Origin of the sequence: Kitasatospora sp. NPDC086009, from assembly GCF_044540385.1 — a bacterium.
Lineage (GTDB): Bacteria > Actinomycetota > Actinomycetes > Streptomycetales > Streptomycetaceae > Kitasatospora.
The window spans coordinates 965-25,166 of the sequence record NZ_JBITSA010000011.1 but is presented as its reverse complement, the minus strand read 5'-3'; the positions used below and the strand labels follow the sequence as shown (position 1 = coordinate 25,166).

The window sequence follows — 24,202 nt, the reverse complement described above, 5'->3', positions numbered from 1 at the left end:
GACCTCCGGCCCGCTGGCGGACGAGGAGGAAGGGTCGGGGGCCTACGGGCCGTCCCACCGGGAACGGCCCAGGTCGGAGCGGTCCGCGCCGGCGTGGCGCGGACCGTCCCGGACCGGGGGGAACCCGAGATCAGGCGAGCACGCTCTCCAGGGAGACGGACTCCAGGCCGAAGGCCTCGGCGACGGCGCCGAAGGTGATCTGGCCCTCGTGCACGTTCAGGCCCTTGGCCAGCGCCGGGTCACGGCGCAGCGCGTCCTTCCAGCCGCGGTTGGCCAGCTCCACGATGTAGGGCAGCGTGGCGTTGGTCAGCGCGTAGGTGGAGGTGTTCGGGACGGCGCCCGGCATGTTGGCCACGCAGTAGAAGACCGAGTTGTGGACCTGGAAGGTCGGCTCGGCGTGCGTGGTGGCGTGCGAGTCCTCGAAGCAGCCGCCCTGGTCGATGGCGATGTCGACGAGCACGGAGCCCGGCTTCATGCGGGAGACCAGCTCGTTGGTGACGAGCTTCGGGGCCTTGGCGCCCGGGATCAGCACGGCGCCGATCACCAGGTCGGCCTCCAGGACGGCCTTCTCCAGCTCGAAGGCGTTGGAGGCGATGGCCTTGATCTTGGTGCCGAAGACCTTGTCGGCCTCGCGCAGCTTGTTGATGTCGCGGTCGAGCAGGGTCACCTCGTAACCCATGCCGATGGCGATGGTGGCCGCGTGCCAGCCGGAGACGCCACCGCCGATGACGACGGCCTTGGCCGGGTGGGTGCCGGGCACGCCACCGGGCAGCACGCCGCGGCCGCCGGCCGGGCGCATCAGGTGGTACGAGCCGACCTGCGGAGCCAGCCGGCCCGCGACCTCGGACATCGGCGCGAGCAGCGGCAGGGCGCCGTTGGCGAGCTGCACGGTCTCGTACGCGATCGCGGTGGTGCCGGACGCGACCAGCGCGTCGGTGCCGGCGCGGTCGGCCGCCAGGTGCAGGTACGTGAAGACGGTCTGGCCCTTGCGCAGACGGTGGTACTCCTGGGCGATGGGCTCCTTGACCTTCAGCAGCAGGTCGGCGGTGGCCCACACCTCGTCGGCGGTGGGGAGGATGGTGGCGCCGGCGGCCACGTACTCCTCGTTGGGGATCGAGGAGCCGAGACCGGCGTTGTCCTCGATGTAGACCTCGTGTCCGTTGCGGACGAGCTCATGCACGCCGGCGGGCGTGATGGCCACGCGGTACTCGTGGTTCTTGACCTCGCGGGGGATGCCGACCTTCACGGCTAAACACGTCCTCTTGCCATGGGGGTCCCTACCGGAGAAGACCGGCGGGCGACGCGCACGTGGGGAAGCCTCCGGACGACACCGGGGCATGGATCGCTGCGCGACTGAGTTCGAGTGTAATGAAGCCCAGGCGGCGTGTCAGCCTTCCAAAGCGAACAAATCTGCCGGACACATTGGCAGGTTCGTAGGCTTCCCCAGCGATCTTCCCGCCAAAGCAATGCCAACCAGGCATCTCCGACAATACTCCGGAACCCGCCCCTACCACCCGGCTTCGAGGCGTTCCCGCAGCTCCGCGAGGGCGTCGCCGACCACCTGCTGCCCGCGCTCGTCGCCCAGCCTCCGCAGCACCGACAGGGAGGCCCGGTACTCCCGCTCGGCCTCCTCGAACCGGCGCTGCGCGGTGTGCGCCTCGGCCACCCGGGCGAGCAGCCGGGCCTCGGCGGCGTGGTCGCCCATCGCCTGCCGCAGGGCGAGCGCCCGCCCGTACCAGTCGGCGGCGCGAACCGCCTCGCCGAGCGCCCGGTAGCAGCCCGCCGCGCCCTCCAGGGCCCGGGCGCAGAGCGCCTCGTCGTCGGCCGACCGGGCGTGCTCCAGGGCCGCCCGGTAGTGTGCGCAGGCCTGCTCCCAGCGGCCGGCCGCGGCCTGGAGGTCCCCCAGATTGAGCAGCGCGGCGGCGGCCCGGCGCGGTTTGCCGTGGCGTTCGGCCACGGTCAGCACCTGCTCGTGCAGCTGGTAGAGGTCGGCGGGAGCGGCCGCGCCGGTCAGCGGCAGCGCCCGGAGCAGGGCGGTGACCAGCCGGCCGGCCGAGCCGTCCAGATCGCCCTGGCCGATCGCGTCGGCGACCGCGCCGAGCAGGACGTCGCGCTCGCCGAGCAGCCACTGCCGGGCGTCGGCGGCGGAGCGCAGCCGGAGCGGGCCGGGCAGCGGGTCGGGGCCGGGGCCGCCGGCCGGGTCGAGCAGCGCGCGGGCGGATTCGGTGAGCCGGACCAGCCGCTCCAGCAGCCGGGCCCGGGCCAGTTCGACCTCGGCGGGCCGGTCCTCGCTCTCCCGCAGCCGGACCAGCCGGGGGTAGAGCCGGCCGGGCACCCGGTAGCGCGGGGTCCCGTCGGCGGCGGGGGGCTCCGCACCGAGCAGCTCCCGCTCGGCGAGCGCGGCCAGCATGGTGGCGGCCTCCGGCGCCGGGCAGCCGACCAGGGCCGAGGCGGTCCGCAGGTCGGCCGTCTGTCCCGGTGCGAGCGTGAGCGCCCGCAGCATCCGCGCCTGGGCGGCCGACAGCGTGCTGTAGAGCAGGGTGAACGCGCCGATCAGCGGATCGTTGTCCGGCACCGGAACGGGCTCGGCAGGTTCGGGCCCGGGCTTCACCCAGGCCGCGGGGTCCGTCACCGGGACGGCGGCAGCGGCCGACTCCACCTGCTCGGCCTTCGAGCCCACCGTACCGGCCGTCCCGGCCGTACCGACTGCACCGCCCGCAGCGGCACCGGCGGTCCCCGGTTTTCCGGCGCCGCCCGGCCGGCCGGGCCGCTCCGGGGCCGGGACCTGCTCCGGAGCCGGCGCGGAAACGTGCTCCGCGGGCTGCGTCCCGCCGCGCCGCTCGCCGCGCTTCGCTCCGCCCCGCGCGGGCCCGGCTGGACGCCTGACACCCTTCCCGTCCGCCGGACCGGCCCCGGCCCCGGCGCCGCCCGGAGCCCGCCCGTCCGCCCCGGTCCCGGCCTTGGGCCCCGCACCGACCCCCGCACCGGCCCCCGCGTGCAGGGCGCCGCCCTTCGTACGCCCCGGCCCACCGGACGCGCCGGGACCGCCCCGGGCGGTCTCCTTCCCCCCGGAAGCCGTCTCCCCGGCCGCATGCACCCCACCGGCCGCCTTCGCGCCCCCCGCCGGCTTGGCGTCGGCCTCCCGCACCGCCCGCGCCAGCTCCTTCGCGGCATCCGTCACCGCCAGCTTCGGATTGCCCCGCAGCCACCCCGCCATCAGCCGCAGTGCCGCCGGCCGGGCCGCGCAGGCCTCGGCCAGGTCGGCCCCGCCGACCGGGTCGCAGCTGATCCTCGTCCCGCCGACCAGGTCCCCGAGCAGCTCCCCCGAGGCCTGCCGGTCGAGCCCGCCGAGGATGACCGGGTCGATGTCCTCGATGCCGGTGAGCGGCCCGGCGGTGGTGGCCAGGACGAGGCAGCCGGGCTCGTCCGCGAGCAGCGGCCAGAGCTGTCCGGCGTCCCGCACGTCGTCCAGCAGCAGCAGGGCCTTCCGCCCGGCCAGCGCCTCGCGCAGCGCGACGCAGGCCGGTTCGTCCCGGCTGTCCTCGACGGCGCCGGGCAGCGGGACGCCCGCGACGTCCGCGCCGAGCTGCTCCAGCAGCCGGCGGGCGGCCCTGGCGGGCGGCACCCGGCCGCCGTCCGGGGTGGAGAGCCGGGCGAACAGCACACCGTCGGGGTAGTCGGCCGCGACCGTGCGGGCGAACCGGACGGCCAGGGTGGTCCGCCCGGATCCGGGCCGGCCGGCCAGCACCAGGACCCGGCTGCGGCCCTCGGCCGGGCGTGCGGCGGCGGCCCGCAGGGCGGCGAGCTCGGCACGCCGGCCGACGAGCAGCGCGGGACCGGCGGGCAGCCGGTCGAGCCCGGGAACGTCCTCGACGGATACGCCGGGCCCCGCGTCCATGGTCGCCGTCTTCCTCGCCACCCGTGCCACTCCCGACGTCACCCAGCGCTCAGCGGAGGCGGCCCGGGACGGGCGCCCTGTCTGCGAAGCGTAGTTCGACCGTCCGGCTCCGCCGAGGTGACATCCGGTCGTACGAACCGGTAAGTCACCCCTGCGGGTCAACCGCGGGGTGACGCGCCGTCCACCGGCCCGCTGGGAAGGTCACCCCAGGAAGCAGCGCCCCACGAAGCAGCACCGCAGAAGCGTCACCGCGCGAAGCAGCACCGCGGAGTCGTCACCCCCACGAAGCAGCACCGCAGAAGCGTCACGGCGCGAGGCAGCACCGCGGAGTCGTCACCCCCACGAAGCAGCACCGCGCCGAGGTCACGCCGGAGGTGTCACGCCGAGAAGGGCCGCGCCGGCCACGGCGAGTCGGCGGGGCGCAGCGCGTCCAGGCCGCCGGGCCCGGTGAGCGCGGCATGCACGGCGAGCGTGCCGGTGATCAGGGTGGGGTTGTGCAGCTCCCCGGCGTGGATCAGCCGGATCAGCTCGGCGACCGGCACCCGGGCGGTCTCGATCTCCAGTTCCTCGCCGTGCGCCTCGTAGCGCTCGCCCTCGGCGGCGGTGAGGTCGGTGGCGAGGAAGAGCCGCAGCGCCTCGTCCGTGCCGCCGGGCGAGGTGTAGAAGTCGACCAGCACCCGCCAGGTGTCGGCCTTGCAGTGGGCCTCCTCGTACAGCTCGCGCTGAGCGGCGTGCAGCGGGTTCTCGCCGGGGACGTCGAGGAGGCCGGCCGGCAGCTCCCAGAGCCGCTGGCGGACGGGGTGGCGGTACTGGCGCAGGACCAGCACCCGCTCCTGGTCGTCCAGCGCCAGGACGGAGACCGAGCCGGGGTGGGTCTGGTAGTCGCGGCGGGCCCAGCCGCCGTCGGGCATCCGGACCTCCTCGGAGCGCACGCCGGTGACCTTGCCCTGGAAGGGCGTCGCGGTCCCCCGGGTCTCCCACTCCTCGGCCACGTCAAAGATGCTCTGGTCGTCCATCGCTCTCCCCTTTTCGTCAGTACGACACAATCTAACGCCGGACGGCGGCCCCGCGGGAATCGCGGGGCCGCCGTCCGGTGACGTGTCGACGACTACTCCCGGCCGGCGCCCACTGCTCGGCGCCGACCACCGGGCGCCGAGCAGTGGGTACCGACTACCGGGTACCGACTACTGGGCGGCCGTCTTGATCTCGATGGCCGCCTTGACCAGACCCGCGAACAGCGGGTGCGGGCGGGTCGGGCGGGACTTCAGCTCCGGGTGGGCCTGGGTGGCCACCAGGTAGGGGTGCACCTCGCGCGGGTACTCGACGTACTCGACGAGGTCGCCCTTCGGGGAGAGGCCGGAGAACTGCAGGCCGGTCTTCTCCAGGTCGGCGCGGTACGCGTTGTTGACCTCGTAGCGGTGGCGGTGGCGTTCCTCGACGTACTGCTCGCCGCCGTAGACCTCACGGACGATGGAGCCCTCGGCGAGCTTGGCCGGGTAGAGGCCCAGCCGCATCGTGCCGCCCAGGTCGCCCTTGCCGTCGACGATCGCCAGCTGCTCGGCCATGGTGGAGATGACCGGGTACTTGGCGGCCGCGTCGAACTCGGTGGAGTTGGCCTCGGGCAGGCCGGCCAGGTTGCGGGCGGCCTCGATGACCACGCACTGCAGGCCCAGGCAGAGGCCCAGCAGCGGGATCCTGTTCTCCCGGGCGTAGGTGATCGCGGCGACCTTGCCGTCCACACCCCGGTCGCCGAAGCCACCGGGGACGCAGATCGCGTCCACGTCGCCGAGCTGCGCCTGGGCGCCCTCGGGCGTCTCGCAGTCGTCGGAGGTGACCCACTTGATCTCGACGCGGGCGTTGTTGGCGAAGCCGCCGGCGCGCAGCGCCTCGGTCACCGACAGGTAGGCGTCCGGCAGGTCGATGTACTTGCCGACCAGCGCGACCTTGACGATGTGCTGCGGCTCGTGGACGCGGCGCAGCAGGTCGTCCCAGGTGGTCCAGTCCACGTCGCGGAACGGGAGGTCCAGCCGGCGTACCACGTACGCGTCCAGGCCCTCGCCGTGCAGGACCTTGGGGATGTCGTAGATCGACTTGGCGTCGATGGCCGCGACCACGGCCTCCTCGTCCACGTCGCACATCAGCGAGATCTTGCGCTTGATGGCCTGCGGGACCTCGCGGTCGGCGCGCAGCACGATGGCGTCCGGCTGGATGCCGATGTTGCGCAGCGCGGCCACCGAGTGCTGGGTGGGCTTGGTCTTCAGCTCGCCCGAGGGGCCGATGTACGGCAGCAGGGAGACGTGCACGAAGAACACATTGTCCCGGCCGACCTCGTGACGGACCTGGCGGACGGCCTCCAGGAAGGGCAGCGACTCGATGTCACCGACCGTGCCGCCGACCTCGGTGATCACCACGTCGACGTCCTCGGTCGCCATCCGGCGGATCCGGGCCTTGATCTCGTTGGTGATGTGCGGAATCACCTGGACGGTGTCGCCCAGGTACTCGCCGCGGCGCTCCTTGGCGATGACCGTCGAGTACACCTGGCCGGTGGTGACGTTCGCCGAGCCGTGCAGGTTGGTGTCGAGGAACCGCTCGTAGTGGCCGACATCGAGGTCGGTCTCGGCACCGTCGTCGGTGACGAAGACCTCGCCGTGCTGGAACGGGTTCATGGTGCCCGGGTCCACGTTGAGGTACGGGTCGAGCTTCTGCATCGTCACGCGGAGTCCGCGGGCCTTGAGCAGGGCGCCCAGGCTGGAGGCGGTGAGGCCCTTGCCGAGCGAAGAGGCGACACCCCCGGTGACGAAGAGGTGCTTGGTCGTCACGGCGCGGCCGTTCGATGCCTTGCCGGAATGGGGCTGTGCCAAGAGGGGGCTCCCGTGGGTCGCGTGTCGAAGGTGACGTGGGCGGGAAGCTCTCGGCTCGCCTGGCGCGACGGGAGTGCGGTGTGGTGCACGGCACTCGATGAGTCGTCGGTTCGGCTGGTCCGGGGCGTTTGATCCCACCGGTCCACGGGATACCAGGGTATCAGTGCCCCGGCCCGGACGCGTTCCGGCCCGCTCGCGGCGCTCGGGAACCACTCCGTCGGCGCACCACCGGCGCACCACCCGGCGCACGCGTCACACCGGTCGCACCACCGGCCCGAGCGGGCCACTCCGCGGCGCTCGGGCGGGTCATGGAGCCCCCTCCCGACGGACCATCCGGAGGTGATCCTTCCGAGCCATCCTTGACGGCTCCCCCACGATGCACGGCATTTCCGCCGAATTGTGGCGCCACGCAGGGCTGCGCCCGCGTGCTTCGCCCCTTTCGTCCGTCGTAAGCTGCACGGACGCATCGCCGACAGCACGAGCAAGCGGAGGGCGTGGGAGGGCAAGGACACCTCTCGGTCCCCGATGCGCGACCGGACCTCCCCGTTATCCAGCACCCCCCCACCCACCCTGGGGCTCGACCGAGCCCCGCGCGGACACTCCAGCAAGGCCTGCCACCACCCCCGGCAGGCCGGACGTCCCGGGGTGACCCCCGGCCCCGCAGACCCGCTGGCTCTCCCCGGATCGCCGATGCGTCGTGACCACATTGCGAACTGGAGATCCACGTGGCCGGCCGTATCGAGGACTACGCACTCATCGGGGACATGCAGACCGCTGCCCTGGTCAGCAGGGACGGAGCGGTCGACTGGCTGTGCCTGCCCCGCTTCGACTCGCCGGCGGTGTTCGCCGGCCTGCTGGGCACCGATGAACACGGCTTCTGGCGGATCGGCCCGGCCGAGGTGATGGCCGCCGAGCTGCCGGCCACCCCCGCGCCGGCCCCCGACACCCCACACGTCCGGTACACCGACACCGGCGACCTGCGGGTCCCCCCGCCCACCGCGGCCGCGCCGGCCGTCCCCGCCGACCGGCGCCGCTACCGGGGCGACTCACTGATCCTGGAACAGGAGTGGGACTCCCGGGGCGGCAGCGTCCGGGTGATCGACTTCATGCCCCCGCGCCCACTGGCCGGCCGGGACTCCGTCCCGCAGATGATCCGGATCGTCGAGGGCCTGTCCGGCACCGTCCGGATGCGCTCGGCGGTGCGGATGCGGTTCAGCTACGGGCGCGTCGTGCCCTGGGTGCACCGCGTCGAGCAGGCCGACGGCGGCCACCGGACGGTGGCCGTGGCCGGCCCCGACTCGGTCTGGCTGGACGGCGAGGCCGACACCTACGGGCGCAACCTCACCACCTACGCGGACTTCACCGTCCAGGCCGGCGAGCGGATCGCCTTCGCGCTCACCTGGCAGGCCTCGCACCTGGACGCGCCCAAGGCCCCGGACGCCGAGGAGATGCTCGACGCCACCGCGGACTTCTGGCACGAGTGGGCCGGCCAGTGCACCTACCAGGGCCCCTACCGCGAGGCGGTGATCCGCTCCCTGATCACCCTCAAGGGCCTCACCTACGCCCCCACCGGCGGCATCGTCGCCGCCCCCACCACCTCCCTGCCCGAGGACATCGGCGGCGAGCGGAACTGGGACTACCGCTACACCTGGCTCCGCGACGCCGCCATCACCCTCTCCTCGCTGCTGCGCACCGGCTACCGCGACGAGGCCCGGGCCTGGCGCGAGTGGCTGCTGCGCGCCGTCGCCGGGGACCCGGAGAACCTGCAGATCATGTACGGCATCGCCGGCGAGCGCGAGCTCACCGAGTCCTCGCTGGACTGGCTGCCCGGCTACGAGGGCTCCCAGCCCGTCCGGGTCGGCAACGGCGCCGCCGGCCAGCTGCAGCTGGACGTCTACGGCGAGGTCGTCGAGGCCCTGCACCTGGCCCACATGACCGGGCTGGTCCGCAACGACCACGCCCACCACCTCCAGCTGCGGCTCATCGACTACCTGGAGGACCACTGGACCGAGCCGGACGAGGGCATCTGGGAGGTCCGCGGCCCGCGCCGGCACTTCGTCCACTCCAAGGTGATGGCGTGGGTGGCGGTCGACCGGACCATCAAGCTGCTGGAGCAGAACCCCGAGGACGCCCCCTCCGACGGCCACCTGGAGCGCTGGCGCACGCTGCGGGCGACCATCCACCGCGACGTCTGCGAGAAGGGCTACGACCCGGAGCGCAACACCTTCACCCAGTACTACGGCGGCAAGGAGCTGGACGCCTCGCTGCTGCTGATCCCGCAGGTCGGCTTCCTCCCGCCGGACGACAAGCGGGTGATCGGCACCATCGAGGCGATCCAGCGCGAGCTCTCCACCGAGGACGGCTTCGTGCTGCGCTACCCGACGCACGACGAGAGCGGCAACAACGTGGACGGCCTCTCCGGCCACGAGGGCGCGTTCCTGGCCTGCTCGTTCTGGCTGGCCGACGACCTCGCCATGATCGGCCGGGTGCAGGAGGCCCGCGAGCTGTTCGACAAGCTGCTGTCGCTGCGCAACGACCTCGGCCTGCTCGCCGAGGAGTGGGACCCGCGGGAGAAGCGCCAGGTCGGCAACTTCCCGCAGGCCTTCAGCCACGTCCCGCTGATCGACACCGCGCTGCGGCTGACCGCCTGCGGCGGGGCCTACCTCTCCGCCCAGCCGGACGCCCCGGCCGTCGACCGGGCCGAGCAGGCCACGGTCTGAGCGGTGCCTGCCCGGGCGGCCACGGCCCGGGCAGGCCCGGTCCCGCCCGTCGCGGTTCGGACCGGCCGCTCGGCCCGGCTACGGGGTGCGCTGCACCAGCTCGTCGTAGGTGCTGAGCACCTGGGCCACCGTGGCGGCCTCGTCCGGCCAGGTCTCGGCCTGCTGCCGGCCGGCGGCCACCAGGCGCCGGCGGCGCTCCGGGTCGGCCAGCAGCTCGCGCACCGCCCGGCCGAGCGCCGCCGCGTCGCCGGGCGGGACCAGCACGGCGGCGTCGCCGACCAGCTCGGGGATGCCGCCGACGGCGGTGGCCACCACCGGGACGCCGGCCCGCATCGCCTCCTGGACCGCCAGCGAACGGGCCTCCCAGCGGCTGGAGACCACCAGCACGTCGGCCGCCGCCAGCAGGTCCGGCACGTCGGTGCGGTAGCCGAGCAGCCGGACCTCGGCCTTCTCCGCGGCCGCCCGCTCACGCAGCCCGGCGGCCTCGGGGCCGTCGCCGGCGATCAGCAGCAGCGGCCGTGGATCGAGCCCGGCCAGCTCGCGGGTGGCGTCCAGCAGCACCCCGAAGGCCTTCTGCGGGACGAGTCCGCCGACCGCCAGCAGCAGCGGACGGTCCGGGCCGTCGCCGAGCAGCGCCGCCCGGGCCTCGGCCCGCTCCAGCCGGCCCTCGGGCACCGGCGGGGCGGCCACCGGGCCGAGCCGGGCGTCGGTGGCGCCCAGCTCGCGGGCCCGGGCCACCAGGTCGGAGGAGGCGCCGAGCACCAGGTCGGCGGCCCGGGCCACCCGGCGCTCCATCAGCCGCTGGAGCCGCCGCTCCATGCCGGTGGCCAGCAGCGCGTGGTGCGAGGTGACCACCAGCGGGGTCTCCGGGCGCAGTCCCGGGAAGCGGCCGGCGGTGCGCAGCGCCAGGTCCGACAGCAGCCCGGCGCGCAGGCCGTGGGCGTGCACCACGTCGGCGCCGGTGAAGGCACGGCGCAGCTCGCCGATCGCGGTGGCGTCGCTGCGGGCGCCCGCCGTGGGGGTGATGTCGACCAGGTGGAACCTGGCTCCGGTGCGGGAGAAGCCGAACAACGCGTCCGTACCGGCGGGCGCGCAGACCGTGACGGTCACTCCGTGCGCGACCAGGCCCTGTGCCAGGGAGCGCACGTGCGCACCGATGCCGCCGGTACTGGCGGCCAGGACGAGCACCACGTGCAGCTGACCCGGTTCTGGGGCGGCCGCGGTGGCCCGGGCGGCGGAATGGTCCACGTCGTCTCGCATCCGACTCGATCAGGTTCGCGCGCCGCGTCGCGAGGATTGCCCGCCGACGGCGCTCGGGACTGGAAAGCCAGTGTCCAGCCGCCACCATGCCAGGTCGGCGGCCCTCTTGGACAGTCGGCGCCACGGGGGGCGCGTCGCGGTCCGCCGGAGGGCCGCCGGGCGGGCGGCGGAGGCTAACGGTGGCGCGGAGCCCGGGCAGCGGCCAGCAGTTCCTCGGCGTGGGCGCGGCCCAACTCCGAGTCCTCCAGGCCGGCGAGCATCCGGGAGAGCTCGCGCACCCGCTCCTCGTCGTTGAGCACCTTGACGCCGCTGCGGGTCACGGTGCCGTCGTTGGTCTTCACCACCACCAGGTGGCGGTCGGCGAAGGCGGCGACCTGCGGCAGGTGGGTGACCACCACGACCTGGGCCGACTCGGCCAACTTGGCCAGCCGGCGGCCGATCTCGACCGCGGCCTTGCCGCCGACGCCGGCGTCCACCTCGTCGAACAGGTACGTGGGGACGGGATCGGCGCCGGCGAAGACCACCTCGACGGCGAGCATCACCCGGGACAGCTCACCGCCGGAGGCGCCCTTGGCGATCGGGCGGGGCTGCGCCCCGGGGTGCGGGGCGAGCAGGACCTCGACCTCGTCCACGCCGTGCGGGCCGTAGGCGACGGTGCGGCCGTCGACCTCGATGCCGGAGAGGTCGTCGACCTGGGCGATCGCGAAGGTCACCCGGGCGTGCGGCATCGCGAGTTCGGCGAGCTCGGCGGAGACGGCCTCGGCGAAGCGGCCGGCGGCGGCCTGCCGGGCGGTCGAGACCTCGCCCGCGAGCTCGGCCAACTCGGCGCGCAGCGCGGTCTCCTGGGCGCCGAGTTCGTCGATCCGCTCGTCGTCGCCGTCGAGCTCGGCGAGCCGGGCGGAGCCGTTGTCGGCCCAGGCGAGCACCTCGGCGAGGGAGTTCTCCGGGCCGCCGTACTTGCGCAGCAGCTGGGCCAGGACGGCCCGGCGGTCCTCGACGGCGGCCAGCCGGACCGGGTCGGCGTCCAGGTCGTCGGCGTAGCCGGCCAGGTCACCGGCGACGTCGGCCAGCAGGTAGCCGACCTCGTTCAGCCGGTCGGCGAGGCCGGCGAGGCGCTCGTCGTGGTGGCGGACGGCGTCCAGGGCGCGGCGGGCCTGGGCCAGCAGGGTGCCGGCGTCCAGCGCCTCCGGGTCGGCGGGGTCGCCGGCCAGCGCGGCGTGGGCCAGGGTGGCGGCGGAGGAGAGCGCGTCGGCGTGGCCGAGCCGCTCGGCCTCGGCGCCCAGTTCGACGTCCTCGTCGGCGACGGGCTCGGCGGCGGCCACCTCGTCCAGGCCGAAGCGCAGCAGGTCGGCCTCCTGGGCGCGCTCGCGGGCCCGGGTGGTCAGCTCCTCCAGGGTGGCCGAGACCTCCCGCAGCCGGCGGTAGACCTCGCGGTAGCGGGCCAGCGGCTCGGCCACCGCCTCGCCCGCGTACCGGTCCAGGGCGCCGCGCTGGCGCGCCGGCCGGAGCAGCCGCTGCTGGTCGGTCTGGCCGTGCACGGCGATCAGGTCCTCGCCGAGCTCGGCCAGCAGCCCGACCGGCACGGCCCGGCCGCCGACGTACGCCCGGGAGCGGCCCTCGGCCGAGACGGTCCGGCTGATCAGCAGCGCGCCGTCGTCGAGTTCGGCGCCGGCCTCCACCGCGCGGACCGCCGCCGGGGAGCCCTCGGGCAGTTCGAGGCGGCCCTCGACGACCGCTCGTCCGGCGCCGTTGCGCACCAGAGCGGGGTCGGCCCGGCCACCGAGCAACAGGCCGAGGCTGGTCACCACCATGGTCTTGCCGGCACCGGTCTCACCGGTCACGGCGGTGAAGCCGGGGGCCAGTTCGACCACCGCATCGTCGATGACCCCTAGATCCCGTATCCGCATCTCGTCCAACACGGTGACGACCTTACGAGGTTCCGGCCCCGGCGCGCGACGAGCGGCAACTCCACGCCCCTCAAGTTCATCCCTTCCGGGGCGTTTCGGCGGGGCCGGACACGGTGCACCAGGGCAGGAAGATCTGCGCGAGCGGGCCGATGGCCAGCGCGTATGCGACGGTGCCGACGCCCGCGGTACCACCGAGCAGGACTCCGGCGGCCAGCACGGTGAGTTCGATTCCGGTCCGGATCAGCCGCAGCGACCGGCCGGTGCGCCGGTGCAGGCCGGTCATCAGGCCGTCGCGCGGGCCCGGGCCGAAGCGCGCGCCGATGTAGAGGCCGGTGGCCAGGCCGTTCAGCACGATCGCGCCGACCATCAGCGCGATCCGGGCCGGCAGCGGTCCGGGCGTGCCGGTCACCCGGAGGGTGAGGTCCATCGCCGCGCCGATCATCAGCACATTGGCCACGGTCCCGAGCCCGGGGCGCTGGCGCAGCGGGATCCAGAGCAGCAGCACCAGCGCGCCGCAGATGGTCACCCAGGCGCCCACCGAGAGGCCGGCGGTGCGCTGCAGGCCCTGGTGGAAGACGTCCCACGGGTCGAGGCCGAGCCCGGAGCGCAGCATCAGCCCCATGCTCGCCCCGTAGAGGGAGAGCCCGACCAGCAGCTGCGGGAGGCGGCGGCCCAGTGCGTGGGTGTCGCCGAGCAGGCGGACGGCGAGGGAGGGGCGCCGCGCCGTGACGGCGGGCGCGGGGGTGGTCGGTCGCGTGGTCGTGGTGGCCATCGGGCTCTCCCGCAGGTGGTGCTGCACCGTACGGGCCCGGCCCGCGACGGTGGCGGACTCGATGGCCGCCCTGCCATGATGGGCAGGCCAAAGCGACCCCTTCCAGGGCCAATTCCGAGCAAGTGGACTGATCAGCCATGGCCGACTGGCACAGCACCGTCACCGCCGCCGCACTGGCCCGGCTGCTCGACGCGGCCCGGCTGCCCGAGCCGGCCGCCGCCCGCCGCCCCGCCTACCGGACGCTGGCCGGGCAGGTCCGGCTGCTGGTCACCGAGGGCCGGCTGCCGGTCGGGGCCCGGCTCCCCGCCGAGCGCGAGCTGGCCCTGGCGCTGCGGCTCAGCCGCACCACCGTGGCCACCGCATACGAGGCGCTGCGCGCCGAGGGGTACCTGCACAGCCGGCGCGGATCCGGCAGCTGGACCGCCCTGCCCGAGGGCGCCCCGCCGCCCGGCGACGCGCTGCACCCGGTGCCGCCGGACGAGCAGGGCCGCACGCTGGACCTCGGGGTCGCCGCGCTGCCCGCCCCGCAGCCCTTCCTCGGCGCGGCGGCCGCCCGGGCCGTCGAACAGCTCCCCGCGTACGCCGCCGGGCACGGCAACTACCCCACCGGCGTCCCGGTGCTGCGCGAGGCGGTGGCCCGGCGCTACACCGAGCGCGGCCTGCCGACCACCCCCGACCAGATCCTGATCACGATCGGCGCGATGGGCGGGCTGCACCTGGTGCGGCAGGCGCTGATCTCCCGCGGCGACCGGGTCGCCGTCGAGGCGCCCAGCTACGCGCACACGCTGCAGGCCCTGCGCCTGGGCGAGGCGCGCCTGGTGCCCGTCCCCTACGGCTGGCCCGGCGGGCCGTCCCGGCAGCCCTCCTGGGACCTCGCCGAGTGGCGCCGGGTGCTGCGCGGCGCCACGCCCAGGGCCGCCTACGTGATCCCGGACTTCCACAACCCCACCGGCGCCCTCGTCCCCGAGGAGCAGCGCCGCGAACTGCTGGCCGCCGCGCGGGCCGCCGGCACGATCGTGCTGGCCGACGAGACCACCGCCGAGCTCGGCTGGGGCCTCGCGCCGGACGCCGTGCTCCCCCGCCCGATGGCCGCACTGGACCGGTCCGCCCAGGTGGTCACCGTCGGCTCGGCGGGCAAACTGCTCTGGGGCGGCCTGCGGATCGGCTGGGTCCGGGCGGCCCCCGCGCTGGTGCGCCGGCTGGCCACCGCCCGGGTCTACAGCGACGTCGGCGCCCCGGTGCTGGACCAGCTGATCGCCGCCGAGCTGCTCGGCGAGCCGCTGGCGGCCGTCCGCGCCCACCAGCTGGACCGGCTGCGCTCCACCGCCGAGGCCTTCGCCCGCGCGCTGCGCGAGCGGCTGCCCGCCTGGCACTACGCCGCTCCGCCCGGCGGGCTCGCGCTCTGGGTCTCCACCGGGGGCCTGTCCGGCGCGGCACTGGCCCAGGCCGGGGAGCAGGGCGGCGTACGGATCGCGGCGGGCAACCGCTTCGGCTCGGACGGGGCCTTCGAGCACCACATCCGGATCCCGCTCACCCTCCCCGCCGCGGCCGTGCCCGCCGCCGTCGAACGCCTCGCGGAGGTCGCCGCCCGGGCCGCCGTCGGCGGCCGCTGGAGCGCGGGCGACGACAGCCAGCCGCTGGCGGTCTGAGGGCCGCCCACGGCGAAGGCCCGGGCCGCCGGTGATCGAAACCGGCGGCCCGGGCCCCTCCGTCAGTGCGTTTCGGCCCGGCCGCGCCAACCCGTCACCGGCAGCGCGAACTTCGCCACCAGCCGGTCGGTGAACGGCGCGCGGTGCAGTCGCGCCAGCCGCACCGGCGTCTGCCCCCGGCGGACCTCCACCCGGGCCCCGGCCGGCAGCTCCACCGAGCGCCGCCCGTCGCACCAGAGCACGCCGTGCGGGGTCTTCGGCTGCACCTCGACCGCCAGCACCGAGTCCGGCGAGGCCACCAGCGGCCGGGCGAACAGCGCGTGCGCGCTGATCGGCACCATCAGCAGGGCCTCCACCTCGGGCCAGACCACCGGGCCGCCGCCGGAGAACGCGTACGCCGTCGAACCGGTCGGCGTCGCACAGACCACCCCGTCGCAGCCGAAGTTGGAGACCGGACGGCCGTCCACCTCGGTCACCACCTCCAGCATCCGCTCCCGGGACGCCTTCTCGATCGAGGCCTCGTTCAACGCCCAGTCCTGGTGGACCACATCGCCGTTGGTCCGGACGATCACGTCGAGCGTCATCCTTTCCTCGACCTCGTATTCGGCGTCGACGACCCGCTCCACCACGACCGCGAGATCGTCCCGCTCGGCCTCCGCGAGGAAGCCCACCCGGCCCAGGTTGATGCCGAGCATCGGCAGCCCGTGCTCACGGGCCAGCTCGGCCCCGCGCAGCAGCGTCCCGTCCCCGCCGGCGACCAGGATCAGCTCGCAGCCGTCCGCCGCGCCGGGCCCGCCGGCCACCCGCTCGATGCCGTCGGGCAGGTCCAGGTCGACCGCCTCGGCCGCGAGCAGCCTGATCCGGATGCCCGCCTTCAGCAGGCCGTGCACCAGGCCCTCGACGCTGCGCAGCGCGGCCTCCCGGCCGGTGTGCGCGATCAGGAAGACCGTACGTCCCTCACTCATGCGCGCCCCTCTCCGCCCGTCCCGACAGCTCCGAGGTGCCCCCGTCTCCCCACGGTAGCCGCGGGCGACGCGTACCCCTCGACAGCTCTCCCCCGGATCTCGGCCGGGATTACCCCCACGGTTCGCTCGCTCATGCCCGCTGCCCTCTCCCTACGTCGGCCGGGTCGCCCTCGGCCCGGTGCGGCCGCGTCACTCAGCATGACGGACCGGACGTCCGCAGAGCACCCTACCGGGGGCCTTCGGCGACGGCCCGGTCCGCCTCCGCCGGGTCCAACGGCGGGGCGTCCCGGCGCAGCCAGAGGAAGTACTCGACGTTCCCCGACGGCCCCGGCAGCGGGCTCGCGGTGACCGCCCGCACGCCCAGCCCCTGCTCCAACGCCTTCCCGGCCACCTGCCGGATCATCTCGGCGCGCAGCTGCGGGCTGCGCACCACGCCGCCGCTGCCCAGCCGCTCCTTGCCGATCTCGAACTGCGGCTTGACCATCAGCACCAGGTCCGCGTCCTCGGCGGCGCAGCCGGCCAGCGCGGGCAGCACCAGGCCGAGCGAGATGAACGAGAGGTCGCCGACCACCAGGTCGACCGGCGAACCGCCGATCAGCTCCCGGGTCAGCTCGCGCACGTTGGTGCGGTCCATCACCGTCACCCGCTCGTCGCTCTGCAGCGACCACGCGAGCTGTCCGTAGCCGACGTCCACCGCCAGCACGCCGGCCGCCCCGGCGCGCAGCAGCACGTCGGTGAAGCCGCCGGTGGAGGCGCCCGCGTCCAGCGCCCGGCGGCCCTCGACCACCAGGCCCTGCGGGACGAAGGCCGCGAACGCCCCGGCGAGCTTGTGCCCGCCGCGCGAGACGTAGTCGGGGTCGTTCTCGTCGTTCGCCACCACGACCGCCGCCGCGGTCTCCACCTGGGTGGCCGGCTTGGTCGCGGTGGTGCCGCCGACGGTCACCCGGCCGGCCGCGATCAGCTCGGACGCGTGCTCGCGCGACCGGGCCAGCTTGCGGCGGACCAGCTCCGCGTCGAGACGGCGTCGTGCCACTGCCACTGGTGTTTCAGCTCCTACGGGTCATCGCGAACGGTCGGACCCAGCGGGTCGATCCTGGTCGAGCGCGGCCAGCGTGTCGGTCAGCCGCTGGTGAACATCTTCGTACACCGCGACGTGTGCCTCGGTCGGCACCCCGTCCAACGCCTCCAGCCGGGCCAGCGCGGCGTCGACGGCCGGGTGGCCGGTGGGAGTCTGCTCGACGCCCAGCGGCAGCGGCTCATCGATGCCGAGGAAGGCGTCCGGGACGGCGCCCGCGGCTGAGTCCGCGGCGAGGTCCCGGGCCGGGTCCGCCGGGCGGATGACGGGCGCGGGGGCGGTGCCCGGGCCGGGATCAGGCATCGGGCTTCCTGGTGCTGCTCTTGCGGACGGTGGTCTTCCTGGTCGCGGTCCGCTTCTTGGCGGGCGGCTCCTGGCCGGCGGCCTGCGCCGCCTTCTTCGCGGCGACCCGCTCGGTGGTCGCGGCGGCGGTCTTCTTGACGGCGGTCCGCTTCGCGGGAGCCTTCTTCGCCGCGGCCTGCTTGGCGGCGGGCTGCCGCTCGGCGGGCTGCTGCTCGGCGGGCTTCTTGGTGCCAGCCTTCTTCGCGGCAGCCTTCTTCACGGCGGGCGCCTGGGCTGCGGGCTTCTGCGCTGCGGGCTTCTGCGCGGCAGGTACCTGCGCGGCGGGCTTCTGCGCGGCGGCCTTCTTCGCCACCGGCTTCTTCGCCGCGGGCTTCCGCTCGGCGGGCTTCTCGGCCGCCGGCTTCGTCGCCACCGCCGGCGGCACCGGCGGATCGGTCTCCACCGGCTCGTCGACCTCGACCCGCTCGGCCATTATCGGCTCGCCGCCCACCCGCGCCGCGGGTGCCGCCGGCTCGTCGTCCAGCTCCCAGCCGTGCCCGAACAGGGCGTCGGCGCGGGGCGCCGGCGCCGCCGTGCCGGGCTCCTCCTCCTGCGGCGACGCGGCCGGAACGGCCTCCTCCTCGACCTCGCGCAGCTTGCTCTCCAGGTAGGCGAGCACCACGCCGACCTTGGTCACCTGGTCGCCGACTTTCTCGAAGGCCTTCTCCACCTCGCTGCGCGCCACGCCGACCGCCAGGTCCACCCCGGCCCGGCCGGCGGTCACCGCCTCCTCGGCCAGGGTCTGCAGCGACTTCGCGGACGGCGGGAACGGCCCGCCCAACCGCCGCTCCACCTCGGCGACGTCGACCCCGCTCATCTCCAGCAGCCCGGCCGCCGTCCCGACGACCCGCTTGCCGACCTCCTCCACCAGCCCGGCGGCGACCTCCACCGCTCCCCGCACCGTCTTCGGCAGCATCCGGGTGCCTCCTTAGCGCCTGCGCGCATCGCTCCGTCGCCGTCGGTACCCGGACCGGTTCCGGGCACCCCACCGACGACGCTACCGCCAAAACCCGCCTGCGGTACCGTGGCCCCGCAGTGACCGCCGCCGTCGCACAGGGAGTGGACCAGCCGCCATGGCCAACGCCGAGGAGTGCCGGACGGCACTGGAGCAGCTCAGCCGGAACCTGGCGAAGTCCACCGGCAACGTCCGCAAGGCGGCCGACCTCGACCGCTCCCTCACCTGCCGGATCACCGACCTCGACCTGACCTTCACCGGCCGGCTGCGCGACGGCCGGATCGAGGACGTCACCGAGGCACCCGGCCCGCCCGCCACGAAGGCCGAGATCCGGCTCACCATGAGCAGCGACGACCTGGTCGCCCTGGTCGGCGGCACGCTCAACTTCGCGGCGGCCTGGGCCAGTGGCCGGGTCCGGCTGGAGGCCGGCTTCCGCGACCTGCTGCGGCTGCGCACACTGCTCTGACCGGGCGGCTCGACCGGCCCGCGCCCCGGCAGCCGTTCGTGGGGCCGGCCGCCCGGACCGCCCGGCCGGCCCCGGGGCTCAGAACCCCAGCTCGGCCAGCGCCTTGCGCCCGTCCGACGGACCGCCGTCCGCGTCCAGTGCCGTCCAGGCCGCCGCGCAGAGCGCCCGCAGGCCGTCCCAGCGGTCCGAACCGGTGCTCTCCAGCTTCAGCACCCCGTCCTGCGCCACCACGACCCAGCCGCCACAGCCGAACCCGCCGCCCGGCTGCACGGCGACCGGCGGGTGCGCCACCAGCAGCCCCCGCAGGTCCTCCGCGAGGTACGTCGGCCGGTGCTCCACCGGCGCCGAGAGCAGTTGCGCCGCCGTGGTGACCCCGGTGAACACCAGCAGGCTGTCGACGCCGCCGTTGAACGCGCCCTCGATGTCGGTGTCCAGCCGGTCCCCGACCACCAGCGGCCGCTCGGCACCGGTCCGCAGGACGGTCTCCCGGTGCATCGGCGGCAGCGGCTTGCCCGCCACCTCGGGCTCCACACCCGTCGCCGCGCGCACGGCCGCCACCAGCGCGCCGTTGCCCGGCGCGATCCCGCGCGCGGTCGGCACCGTCAGATCGGTGTTGGAGGCCACCCACGGCAGCCCGCTCCGCACCGCGTAGGAGGCCTCCGCCAGGTGCGTCCAGCCCACCGAGGCGTCGAAGCCCTGCACCACCGCGAGCGGCTCCTCGGCCAGCGTGCGGACGGCCACCAGGCCGCGCTCGGCCAGCGCCTCCTCCAGGCCCAGGCCGCCGACCACCAGGACCTTCGACCCGGCCGGCACCTTCTCGGCGACGACCCGGGCGGCCGCCTGCGCCGAGTTGATCACGTCGTCCGGCTCGGCCGGCACCCCCAGCTCGGTCAGGTGCGCGGCCACCACCCGCGGCGGGCGGGAGGCATTGTTGGTCACGTACGCCAACCGCATCCCGGCCGAACGCGCCGACGCCAGCGAGTCCGCCGCGTGGTCGATCGCGTCGGGCCCGGCGTAGACCACGCCGTCGAGATCCAGCAGTGCCGTGTCGTACGCCTCGGTGAGCGGGCGCTCACTGCCGCCGGGGGCGGTCCGTCGCTCGGTGGTGGCCGTCTCGGTCATGCCTTCGCTACCTCATTCACTGCGTCGATTTCCCGTCATCCGTCTCGTCCCGGGCCCGGCCGCCGGGGACTTCGTCGTCCCCCGCGCCCCGGTCGGCGGCCGCCGGCAGCCCGCCGGGTGACGGCCGGGGTCCGGTGTACCCCGGCGCCCCCGGGAGCAGCGGGCCGAACGCCCCGGCGCGGGCCGCCAGGGTCGCCCGGGTCTGCCGCAGCGCGGACCGGTAGTGGTCGGTGTCCGGCCGCATCGCGACGGCCAGGGCCAGGTGCTCGGCGGACGTCTCGAAGTCGCCCAGCCGGGCCGCCGAGACGCCCCACCCGAACTGAGCGTAGTCGTCGGACGGATCGGCCAGGGCCACCGCCCGGAAGTTCTCCAGCGCCGCCGCGTACGAACCGGCGTCGAACTGCGCCCGCGCCAGCATCTCCCGGATGCTGCGCGAGTGCGGCTCCGCCGCGGCCGCCCGCGCCAGCAACTGCTCGGCCGCCGCCGGATGCCCCTGGGCCAGCAGCTTCCCGCCCCGGCGGAACCACTCGTAGACGTCCCCCGCGGGCTCCCCGGCCCGGCCCTGCTCCGCCCCGCCCCCGGGGCCGTCGAAGCCCTCGCCCGAACTCCCGGCGCCCGCCGACCCGTTCATCACACCGTCCGCGGAGCCGTCCGCCCCGCCGCCGCCGTCCAACCGCTCCTGCCCACCACTCATGCGCCCACCTCGCCGCCCGCGCCGACCGCCTCGCGGGACGCACAACGCTGCGTCGACCGCCCACTGCGCTCTCTCACGCCGTACCTCGCCCTCGGTCACGACACCCGCCCGCTCCGGACCGGCACGGGTGTTCCGATCTCTGAACAACGCGTACCCGATTACGATGCCCAGAATGAGCACACCCAGTGCAGAAAGCGGAGCGGAGTCTCCGCAGGGCGGCCCCGGTAACCCCGGCCACGTCGCCACCGCAGGTCTGTCCCTCTCCCCCTTCCGCGGCCTCCGCTACGTCCCCGACCGGGTCGGCGCCCTGGCCGCGGTCACCTCACCGCCGTACGACGTCGTCGACCCCGGCCGCCGGCTCGATCTGGAGACCGCCGACCCGCACAACGTGGTCCGGCTGATCCTGCCGCGCCCCGAACCCGAGGACGCCGGCGACCGGCCCGACCGCGACACCCGCTACCGGCACGCCGCCCGGCTGCTGCGCGCCTGGCAGCGCGAGGGGGTCCTGGCCGCCGACCCGGAGCCGGCGCTGTACGTCTACGAGCAGCGGGTCCCCGCCACCGGCGACTCCCCGGAGCTGCTCCAACGCGGCCTGATCGGCGCCCTCGCCGTCAGCGGCAGCGAGGCCGGCGTCGTCCTCCCCCACGAGGACGTGATGCCCCGGCCGGTGGCGGACCGGGTCGGTCTGATGCGCACCACCCGCGCCAATCTCGAACCGCTGCTGCTCACCTACCGGGGCAACGGGGGCGCCGCCGGGGTGATCGAACGGGCCGTCGAGGACGACCCGCTGCTCACCACGACCACCACCGACGGCACCCACCACAGGCTGTGGGCCGTGACCGACCCCGCCGGGATCGCCGAGATCAGCCGCGACCTGGCCACCTGCCGGGCGCTGATCGCCGACGGCCACCACCGCTGGGAGATGTACCTGCGGCTCCAGCGGGAGCACCGCCACCTGCCGCGCAGCCCCTGGGACCGGGGCCTGGTGCTGCTGGTCGACACCGCCCGCTACCCGCTGCGGGTCCGCGCGATCCATCGGGTGCTGTACCGGCTGCCGATCGCCGCGGCCCTGGAGAAGCTGGGCGACCAGTGGCGGATCAAGGAGGTACCCGGCCCGCTCGCCACCGCCCTCCAGGCCCTCGCCGAGCAGAAGCGGCAGGGCGGCAACGGGTTCGTGCTGACCGGCGGCGACGGCGTCTACTGGCTGATCGGCGAGCCCGAGGAGGCCCTGCTCGACGCCAGCGTGCCCCACGACCGGCCGGAGGAGTGGCGCCACCTGGACGCGACCGTGCTGCACGCCGCCCTGCTCGACCACACCTGGCGGGTCCCCGACGGCCCGGACGACATCGGCTACCTGCACACCGCCGTGTCCGCCGAGCGCGAGGCCGCTCGAACCGGCGGCACGGCGGTGCTGCTCCACCCGGTGCGCGAGAGCGTGGTCCGCCGGCTCGCCGAGCAGGGCGTCACCATGCCCCGCAAGTCCACGTCCTTCGGCCCGAAGCCGGCCACCGGGCTGGTCCTACGCAGTCTCGAACTGGGCTGAGCGTCCTGCGGCCGGGCCGTCCGGTCGCGCCCGGACAGCAGTGAGGCCCTGCCGCACCCCGGAGTTTCCCGGGGTGAGGCAGGGCCTCACTCACCTACTGGCCGCGCGTCAGCCCTTGGCGTCGGTGGACCGCTCCGGCACCACGCCGTCGAAGTCCTCGTCGATCTCCAGGTCGTCCTCGTCGTAGAACTCCTCGACGTCTTCCTCGTCCTCGAAGATCTCCCGCTCGTCCGGCACGCCGCCGCGCGACTTCGCCGGAGCCGGGGCCGGAGCCTCGTCCTCGGCCTCGTCCCGCGCGACCTCGTCCTCGATCTCGGGGTCGAGCGCGTCGACGAACTCCAGGCCGTCGATCTCGGCCAGCCGCTCGGACGCGTTGGTGGCACCGTCGGTGTCGGCCTCGGCGGCCTTGGCGAACCAGTCGCGGGCCTCGTCGCCCCGGCCGGCCGCGATCAGGGCCTCGGCGTACGCGTACCGCAGGCGCGCGGTCCACGGGTGCACGGCGCTGGAGGCCAGCTCCGGGCTCTGCAGGGTGACCACCGCCGCCTCGAACTGCTCCATGTCGCCGCGGGCACCCGCCGCGACCAGGCGCATCTCGACCTGACCGGCCTTGTCCAGCTGCTTGACCTCGGCCTCGCCGGCCATCGCCAGCGCCCGCTCCGGGCGGCCCAGACCGCGCTCGCAGTCCGCCATCACCGGCCACAGGTCCGCCCGACCGGTCATCCGACGGGCGGCGCGGAACTCGGTCAGCGCCTCGGAGTAGCGCTGGGTCATGTACGACGCGAAGCCGGCCGCCTCACGGACGGCGGGCACGCGGGACGCGAGCCGCAGCGCGACGCGCGAGTACTGGTAGGCCTCCTCCGGCTCGGTGTCGAGCAGGCGGGCGACCATCACCAGGTTGCGGGCGACATCGTCGGCGAGCGTCTTGGGCAGGCTCTTGAGCTCCTGGCGGACATCCGCGTCCAGCTCGAAGCCGGTGACGTCCTCCGGGATCGGCAGCCGCTTGACGGGCTCGAAGTTGCCCCGGCGGTCGTCGTAGTCCCGGCCGCCGCGGTCGTCGCGGTCGCGGTTGTAGCCGCCGGAGGGACGGTCGTCACGGCGGTAGCCACCGCCGCCGGAGGGGCGATCGTCGCGGCGGAAGCCACCACCGGACGGACGGTCGTCGCGGCGCGGACGGTCGTCACGGTCACGGTTGAAGCCGCTCGGGCGGTCGTCACGACGGAAACCGCCGCCACCGGACGGACGGTCATCGCGACGGAAACCGCCACGGTCGTCACGGTCACGGTTGAAGCCACCGCCGGAGGGGCGGTCGTCACGGCGCGGACGGTCGTCACGGTCGCGGTTGAAGCCGCTCGGGCGGTCGTCACGACGGAAGCCACCGCCGGACGGACGGTCGTCACGGTCGCGGTTGAAACCGCCACCCGAGGGACGGTCGTCACGGCGGAAGCCACCACCCGAGGGGCGGTCGTCACGACGCGGACGGTCGTCACGGTCGCGGTTGAAGCCGCTCGGGCGGTCGTCACGACGGAAACCGCCACCGGAAGGCCGGTCGTCACGGTCACGGTTGAAACCGCCACCCGAGGGACGGTCGTCACGACGGAAGCCACCACCGGACGGACGGTCGTCACGACGCGGACGGTCATCGCGGTCACGGTTGAAACCACCACCGGACGGACGGTCATCGCGGCGGAAACCACCACCCGAGGGGCGGTCGTCACGGCGGAAGCCACCGCCGGACGGACGGTCGTCACGGTCGCGGTTGAAACCGCCACCCGAGGGACGGTCGTCACGGCGGAAACCGCCGCCGGAGGGGCGGTCGTCACGACGCGGACGGTCGTCACGGTCACGGTTGAAGCCACCGCCGGACGGACGGTCGTCGCGGCGGAAACCGCCACGGTCGTCACGGTCGCGGTTGAAGCCACCACCCGAGGGGCGGTCGTCACGGCGGAAACCGCCGCCGGAGGGGCGGTCGTCAC

18 protein-coding genes are annotated in these 24,202 nt (G+C 74.9%); 4 read left to right on the top strand and 14 right to left on the bottom strand.

Annotated elements, in window-relative coordinates; all coding sequences use genetic code 11:
• Nucleotides 1-130 precede the first annotated feature (130 nt).
• The 4 genes from ald to ACIF6L_RS24430 form a co-directional block, all read right to left on the bottom strand.
• The gene (gene ald, locus ACIF6L_RS24445; protein ID WP_329490170.1) at nt 131-1,246 is read right to left on the bottom strand and encodes an alanine dehydrogenase; all 1,116 of its coding nucleotides are present in this window, start codon (nt 1,244-1,246) and stop codon (nt 131-133) included.
• 261 nt (nt 1,247-1,507) lie between these two features.
• Nucleotides 1,508-3,919, bottom strand: coding sequence for a tetratricopeptide repeat protein (locus ACIF6L_RS24440; protein ID WP_396491139.1), 2,412 nt, complete (start codon nt 3,917-3,919; stop codon nt 1,508-1,510).
• 356 nt (nt 3,920-4,275) lie between these two features.
• Entirely contained in the window at nt 4,276-4,914 is a 639-nt protein-coding gene (locus ACIF6L_RS24435; RefSeq protein WP_396491138.1) for an NUDIX domain-containing protein, read from the bottom strand.
• Nucleotides 4,915-5,082: 168 nt separating this feature from the next.
• Nucleotides 5,083-6,759 (bottom strand): CTP synthase, encoded by a 1,677-nt coding sequence (locus ACIF6L_RS24430; RefSeq protein WP_329490166.1) that lies wholly within the window; start codon nt 6,757-6,759, stop codon nt 5,083-5,085.
• 725 nt (nt 6,760-7,484) lie between these two features.
• On the opposite strand from ACIF6L_RS24430, the gene ACIF6L_RS24425 reads away from it, so the two are divergent.
• Nucleotides 7,485-9,479 (top strand): glycoside hydrolase family 15 protein, encoded by a 1,995-nt coding sequence (locus tag ACIF6L_RS24425; protein ID WP_359808220.1) that lies wholly within the window; start codon nt 7,485-7,487, stop codon nt 9,477-9,479.
• A gap of 78 nt (nt 9,480-9,557) precedes the next feature.
• On the opposite strand, the gene ACIF6L_RS24420 is transcribed toward ACIF6L_RS24425, so the two are convergent.
• The 3 genes from ACIF6L_RS24420 to ACIF6L_RS24410 all read right to left on the bottom strand — a co-directional run bounded on the left by ACIF6L_RS24420 (nt 9,558) and on the right by ACIF6L_RS24410 (nt 13,418).
• A complete protein-coding gene (locus ACIF6L_RS24420) occupies nt 9,558-10,727 on the bottom strand; it encodes a glycosyltransferase family 4 protein (protein WP_359808221.1) in 1,170 nt (389 codons plus the stop codon).
• Nucleotides 10,728-10,912: 185 nt separating this feature from the next.
• A complete protein-coding gene (gene recN, locus ACIF6L_RS24415; RefSeq protein ID WP_352296144.1) occupies nt 10,913-12,646 on the bottom strand; it encodes a DNA repair protein RecN in 1,734 nt (577 codons plus the stop codon).
• Between the two features lie 76 nt (nt 12,647-12,722).
• Nucleotides 12,723-13,418, bottom strand: a complete 696-nt coding sequence (locus ACIF6L_RS24410) for a YitT family protein (protein ID WP_396491137.1) — start codon at nt 13,416-13,418, stop codon at nt 12,723-12,725.
• 137 nt (nt 13,419-13,555) lie between these two features.
• Here ACIF6L_RS24410 and ACIF6L_RS24405 point away from each other — a divergent pair, with 137 nt between their 5' ends.
• Nucleotides 13,556-15,067, top strand: coding sequence for a PLP-dependent aminotransferase family protein (locus tag ACIF6L_RS24405; RefSeq protein WP_396491136.1), 1,512 nt, complete (start codon nt 13,556-13,558; stop codon nt 15,065-15,067).
• Nucleotides 15,068-15,129: 62 nt separating this feature from the next.
• Here the strand turns inward: ACIF6L_RS24405 and ACIF6L_RS24400 are convergent, their stop codons facing one another.
• From ACIF6L_RS24400 to ACIF6L_RS24385, 4 genes are all read right to left on the bottom strand, one after another.
• Nucleotides 15,130-16,032 carry an NAD kinase gene (locus tag ACIF6L_RS24400; protein WP_352296109.1) on the bottom strand — a complete coding sequence of 301 codons (903 nt, stop codon included), beginning with the start codon at nt 16,030-16,032 and terminating at the stop codon, nt 15,130-15,132.
• Between the two features lie 226 nt (nt 16,033-16,258).
• A complete protein-coding gene (locus ACIF6L_RS24395) occupies nt 16,259-17,065 on the bottom strand; it encodes a TlyA family RNA methyltransferase (protein ID WP_396491198.1) in 807 nt (268 codons plus the stop codon).
• Between the two features lie 27 nt (nt 17,066-17,092).
• Nucleotides 17,093-17,410, bottom strand: a complete 318-nt coding sequence (locus tag ACIF6L_RS24390; RefSeq protein ID WP_396491135.1) for a hypothetical protein — start codon at nt 17,408-17,410, stop codon at nt 17,093-17,095.
• On the bottom strand, nt 17,403-18,365 hold the full coding sequence (locus ACIF6L_RS24385) for a histone H1-like repetitive region-containing protein (RefSeq protein WP_396491134.1): 963 nt from the start codon (nt 18,363-18,365) through the stop codon (nt 17,403-17,405). Before ACIF6L_RS24385 ends, ACIF6L_RS24390 begins: the two co-directional genes overlap by 8 nt.
• A gap of 157 nt (nt 18,366-18,522) precedes the next feature.
• On the opposite strand from ACIF6L_RS24385, the gene ACIF6L_RS24380 reads away from it, so the two are divergent.
• The gene (locus tag ACIF6L_RS24380; protein ID WP_352296101.1) at nt 18,523-18,870 is read left to right on the top strand and encodes an alkyl sulfatase C-terminal domain-containing protein; all 348 of its coding nucleotides are present in this window, start codon (nt 18,523-18,525) and stop codon (nt 18,868-18,870) included.
• A gap of 78 nt (nt 18,871-18,948) precedes the next feature.
• Here ACIF6L_RS24380 and ACIF6L_RS24375 read toward each other — a convergent pair whose 3' ends face one another.
• Both ACIF6L_RS24375 and ACIF6L_RS24370 read right to left on the bottom strand, forming a co-directional pair.
• A complete protein-coding gene (locus ACIF6L_RS24375; protein WP_359808231.1) occupies nt 18,949-19,992 on the bottom strand; it encodes an HAD-IIA family hydrolase in 1,044 nt (347 codons plus the stop codon).
• A 16-nt stretch (nt 19,993-20,008) separates the two neighbouring features.
• Nucleotides 20,009-20,686, bottom strand: a complete 678-nt coding sequence (locus tag ACIF6L_RS24370; protein ID WP_396491133.1) for a tetratricopeptide repeat protein — start codon at nt 20,684-20,686, stop codon at nt 20,009-20,011.
• Between the two features lie 172 nt (nt 20,687-20,858).
• Here ACIF6L_RS24370 and ACIF6L_RS24365 point away from each other — a divergent pair, with 172 nt between their 5' ends.
• On the top strand, nt 20,859-22,229 hold the full coding sequence (locus ACIF6L_RS24365) for a DUF1015 domain-containing protein (protein WP_329490156.1): 1,371 nt from the start codon (nt 20,859-20,861) through the stop codon (nt 22,227-22,229).
• Between the two features lie 108 nt (nt 22,230-22,337).
• Here ACIF6L_RS24365 and ACIF6L_RS24360 read toward each other — a convergent pair whose 3' ends face one another.
• Nucleotides 22,338-23,225: a tetratricopeptide repeat protein gene (locus tag ACIF6L_RS24360; RefSeq protein ID WP_352296141.1), complete on the bottom strand. Its 888-nt coding sequence runs from the start codon at nt 23,223-23,225 to the stop codon at nt 22,338-22,340.
• Nucleotides 23,226-24,202 lie beyond the last annotated feature (977 nt).